The 5,083-nt window shown below is 72.3% G+C and carries 3 protein-coding genes; all 3 read right to left on the reverse strand.

Features of this window, described 5'->3' with window-relative positions; translation table 11 throughout:
- Positions 1-28 precede the first annotated feature (28 nt).
- Complete coding sequence (locus ACFRMQ_RS37855) at positions 29-2,176, reverse strand: 3-hydroxyacyl-CoA dehydrogenase NAD-binding domain-containing protein (RefSeq protein ID WP_380735414.1); 2,148 nt, start codon at positions 2,174-2,176, stop codon at positions 29-31.
- 2 nt (positions 2,177-2,178) lie between these two features.
- Complete coding sequence (locus ACFRMQ_RS37860; protein ID WP_380735416.1) at positions 2,179-3,423, reverse strand: thiolase family protein; 1,245 nt, start codon at positions 3,421-3,423, stop codon at positions 2,179-2,181.
- A gap of 259 nt (positions 3,424-3,682) precedes the next feature.
- Positions 3,683-4,924: a ribonuclease D gene (locus ACFRMQ_RS37865; protein ID WP_380735417.1), complete on the reverse strand. Its 1,242-nt coding sequence runs from the start codon at positions 4,922-4,924 to the stop codon at positions 3,683-3,685.
- Between the last annotated feature and the right edge of the window lie 159 nt (positions 4,925-5,083).

Here is a 5,083-nt window from a genome sequence, read left to right on the forward strand (position 1 = left end):
GGCTCCTGCCCGTTCAGGGGGCCGCGCGTTACGCGGGCACCGAGGCCACGCCGGGGGCGAGGAACGGCTTGCCGTTCACCCGCTCCGAGATGCCCTCACGGTCCAGGTACGGGGTGATCCCGCCCAGGTGGAAGGGCCAGCCGGCACCGGTGATCATGCAGAGGTCGATGTCCTGCGCCTCGGCGACGACACCCTCCGCCAGCATCAGGCCGATCTCCTGCGCCACGGCCTCCAGGGAGCGGGCGCGGACCTGCTCCTCGGTGAGCACCGTGTCGCCGAAGGACAGCAGCTCCAGCACCTCGGGGTCGAGGACCTGCCGGCCGTCCACCCAGGTGTAGAAGCCGCGCTTGCCGGCCTTGACGACCCGGCCGAGGTTCTCGGAGACGGTGAACCGCTCCGGGAAGGCGCCGGCCAGGGTCTCCGAGACGTGCAGCGCGATCGCCGGGCCGACCAGCTCCAGCAGCACGATCGGGGACATCGGCAGGCCGAGCGGCTCGACGGCCTTCTCGACGTCGGCGATCGGGGTGCCCTCGTCGATGATGTTCTGGATCTCGCCCATGAAGCGGGTCAGGATCCGGTTCACCACGAACGCCGGGGCGTCCTTGCACAGGACCGAGGTCTTCTTCAGCTTCTTCGACACCGCGAAGGCGGTGGCGAGCGAGGCGTCGTCGGTCTTCTCGCCGCGGACGATCTCCAGCAGCGGCAGGATCGCGACCGGGTTGAAGAAGTGGAAGCCGACGACCCGCTCGGGGTGCTCCAGCTTCGAGGCCATCTCGGTGACCGACAGCGAGGAGGTGTTGGTCGCCAGCACACAGGTCGGCGAGACCACGGCCTCCAGGTCCGCGAAGACGGCCTGCTTGACGCCCATCTCCTCGAACACGGCCTCGATGACGAAGTCCGCGTCACCGAAGGCGGCGGCCTTGTCCAGCGAACCGGACACCAGGCCCTTGAGGCGGTTGGCCTTGTCCGGGCCGATCCGGCCCTTGCCGAGCAGCTTGTCGATCTCGGCGTGGACGTAGCCGACGCCCTTGTCGACGCGCTCCTGGTCGATGTCGGTGAGGACCACCGGCACCTCCAGACGGCGGGCGAACAGCAGCGCCAGCTGCGAGGCCATCAGACCGGCGCCGACGACGCCGACCTTGGTGACCGGGCGGGCCAGCGACTTGTCCGGCGCGCCGACCGGGCGCTTGGCCCGGCGCTGCACCAGGTTGAAGGCGTAGATGCCGCTGCGCAGCTCGCCGCTCATGATGAGGTCGGCCAGCGCCGCGTCCTCGGCGTCGAAGCCGGCCTGGAGGCTCGCCTTGTCGGCCAGGTCGAAGCCCTTGGCGGCCTCGATGATGTCCAGCGCCTTGTAGGCGGCCGGAGCGGCGCCGTGCACCTTGCCGTCGGCGACCATGCGGCCCCAGAGGACGGCGTCGTCCCAGGCCTTGCCGCGGTCGATCGGCTCGCGCTCGACGACCACGTCGCCCTTGATGACCTTGGCGGCCCAGAGCAGCGACTGCTCCAGGAAGTCGGCCGGCTCGAAGATCGCGTCGGCGATCCCCAGCTCGAACACGTCCTTGCCCTTGAGCTGCTTGTTCTGGTTTATCGAGTTCTCGATGATGACCTTGACGGCCCTGCCGGCGCCGACCAGGTTCGGCAGGATGGTGCAGCCGCCCCAGCCGGGGACGAGGCCGAGGAAGACCTCGGGCAGCGAGAAGGCCGGGACGCCCGCCGAGACCGTGCGGTAGTCGCAGTGCAGACCGACCTCGACGCCGCCGCCCATCGCCGCGCCGTTGTAGAACGCGAAGGTGGGGACGGGCAGCGTGGAGATCCGCTTGAAGACGTCGTGGCCGCCCTTGCCGATGGCCAGCGCGTCGGCGTGCTCCTGGAGCAGCTCGACGCCCTTGAGGTCGGCGCCGACCGCGAAGATGAACGGCTTGCCGGTGATCGCGGCACCGACGATCGTGCCCTCGGCGGCCTCGGCCTCGACCTGGTCCAGCGCCTCGTTCAGCTTGAGCAGCGAGCCCGGGCCGAAGGTGGTCGGCTTGGTGTGGTCGAAGCCGTTGTCGAGGGTGATCAGGGCCAGCCGGCCGGCCTGGAACGGCAGGTCGAGGTGGCGCACGTGCGCGGTGGTGACGACCTCGCCGGGGAACAGCTCGGCGCCGCGGGTCAGCAGCTCAGTGGTGTTGCTCATGGTCACTTACCACCCTCGAGCTCGGTGTTCCGGGTCGCGCCGCTCCAGTGGGGGTTCTCCCAGACGATGGTGCCGCCCATGCCGAAGCCGATGCACATCGTGGTGAGGCCGTACCGGACGTCCGGGCGCTGCTCGAAGCGGCGGGCCAGCTGGTTCATCAGGCGCACGCCGGAGGAGGCCAGCGGGTGGCCGAAGGCGATCGCGCCGCCGTACGGGTTGACCCGCTCGTCGTCGTCCGCGATGCCGTAGTGGTCGAGGAAGGACAGCACCTGGACGGCGAAGGCCTCGTTGACCTCGAACGCGCCGATGTCGTCGATGGTCAGACCGGCCTTGGCCAGCGCCTTCTCGGTGGCCGGCACCGGGCCGATGCCCATGACCTCGGGCTCGACGCCCGCGAAGGCGTAGGAGACCAGGCGCATCCTGACCGGGAGGCCGAGCTCCTCGGCGACGTCCTCGGCGGCCAGCAGGGAGGCGGTGGCACCGTCGTTCAGACCGGCCGAGTTGCCCGCGGTGATGTTGCCGTGCGGGCGGAACGGGGTCTTGAGACCGGCCAGCGACTCCATCGTGGTGCCCGGGCGCATCGGCTCGTCCACGGTGGCCAGGCCCCAGCCGGTCTCGCCGACCTCGGGGTTGGTGTTGCGGATCGAGATCGGCACCAGGTCGGGCTGGATGTCGCCGTTGGCGTAGGCCTTGGCGGCCTTCTCCTGCGAGCGCACGGCGTAGGCGTCGCAGCGCTCCTTGGTCAGGTGCGGGAAGCGGTCGTGCAGGTTCTCCGCGGTCATGCCCATGAACAGGGCGGACTCGTCGACCAGCTTCTCGGAGACGAAGCGCGGGTTCGGGTCGACGCCCTCGCCCATCGGGTGGCGGCCCATGTGCTCGACACCGCCGGCCACGACCACGTCGTACGCGCCGAAGGCGATGCCGCCGGCGGTGGTGGTCACGGCGGTCAGCGCGCCGGCGCACATGCGGTCGATCGCGTAGCCGGGGACCGACTTCGGCAGGCCGGACAGCAGGGCGGCGGTGCGCCCGATGGTCAGACCCTGGTCGCCGATCTGCGTGGTGGCCGCGATCGCGACCTCGTCGATGCGCTCGACGGGCAGGCTCGGGTTACGGCGCACGAGTTCCCGGATGCACTTGACGACCAGGTCGTCGGCGCGGGTCTCGTGGTAGATGCCCTTCGGGCCGGCCTTGCCGAACGGGGTGCGGACGCCATCGACGAAGACGACGTCCCTCACGGTACGAGGCACGGGGGCTCTCCTCCCAGGGACCAACAATTCGAGGTGGGCGGGCCGCCGCCGGCGAAGATCCGGGCGGCGCCGCGTCACGGTCATGCTACCCGCCGGTAACCAACCTGCCCAGGCCCTGCGGAGGGATCGGGCCGTGTGTCCCCCGACACGTTCCCGGCCGGTCCTACCAGGGGCGCCGCCGCCCGGGTACGACGAAGGGGATGTCGCCCGTACGGACGACATCCCCTCCACCGCGTTGCCGGGTCGGCCCCGGGGGCGATCAGCCCTGGGCCGCGGCGGTGGCGAACACGGCGGCCAGCGCCGGCGCCACCAGGTCCACCTGCCACTGCCGGGCGCCGAGCCCGCGCAGCGCGGCGGCCACGGTCTCGGGGCCGGGGTCGGACGGCGGCTGCCAGGACACCCGCCGGACCACGTCCGGCGTCATCAGGTTCTCGGCCGGCAGGTGGTGGCGCTCGGCCAGCTCGGCGATCGCCGCGCGTGCCCCGGAGAGCCGGGCGGCGGCCGCCGGGTCCTTCTCGGCCCAGGCCCGCGGCGGGGGCGGCCCGTCGTGCGGCGCGGCGGCCGGCGGCAGCTGGTTCTCCGGGATCTCCCGGCCGCGCTGCACGGCCGCCAGCCACTGCTCCAGCTGGCGCCGGTGCACCCGCGGACCGAAGCCCTGGACGGCCTGGAGGGCGGCGATGTTCAGCGGCATGGCCAGCGCGGCGTTGACGATCGCGGCGTCCGCCAGCACCCGGCCGGGGGAGACGTCGCGGTCCTGCGCCATCCGGTCGCGCACCAGCCACATCTCGCGCACCACGGCCAGCTGGCGGCGCCGGCGGATCTTGTGCAGCTGCGAGGTGCGGCGCCACGGGTCGGTGCGCGGGGCCGGGCGGGGCGCGGCGGCGATCGAGGCGAACTCCTCCATCGCCCAGCCGAGCTTGCCCTGGCCGTCCAGCTCCTGTTCGAGTGCGTCACGCAGCTCGACCAGCACCTCGACGTCCAGAGCGGCGTAGCGCAGCCACGGCTCGGGCAGCGGGCGGGTGGACCAGTCGACCGCGGAGTGCTCCTTGGACAGGCTCAGTCCGAGCACGTTCTCGGTCATCGGGCCGAGGCCGACCCGGGCGAAGCCGGCGATCCGCCCGGCCAGCTCGGTGTCGAACAGGCGCTGCGGTCTCATGCCCACGTCGGACAGGCAGGGCAGGTCCTGGGAGGCCGCGTGGACGACCCACTCCGCGTCCTCGACGGCCTTGCCCAGCGCGCTGAGGTCGGGGCAGGCGATCGGGTCGATCAGCGCGGAGCCCGCGCCCGCGCGGCGCAGCTGGATGAGGTAGGCGCGCTGCCCGTAGCGGTAGCCGGAGGCCCGTTCGGCATCGACGGCCACCGGTCCGGTGCCTGCGGCGAACGCGGCGACGGTGGCGGCCAGCGCCTGCTCGTCCGCCACGACGGGCGGGATCCCCTCCCTCGGCTCGAGGAGCGGGACCGGGGCTGCTTCTTCTGGGATGGCTGCTACGGCGTCGGTCACCCACCAAGGGTACGACGGTCCTCACGGCCGGGAGTGTTGTCGGACTGGTCAGACTGTTGATCGACAGCCCCCGCCGGGGCGCTCCCGGACCCGGCGCCGACCGGCCTGCGGCTGCCCGCCCGCCGCCCGCGCCCCCCGGACAGCGCCGCAGCGGCCGAG

It is taken from the genome of Kitasatospora sp. NPDC056783 (genome assembly GCF_042789895.1).
Classification (GTDB): domain Bacteria; phylum Actinomycetota; class Actinomycetes; order Streptomycetales; family Streptomycetaceae; genus Kitasatospora.

Bases quoted from the DNA above. Each gene is read 5' to 3' on its own strand.
- ACFRMQ_RS37855 (WP_380735414.1), bottom strand. From the start codon at position 2,176: ATGAGCAACACCACTGAGCTGCTGACCCGCGGCGCCGAGCTGTTCCCC.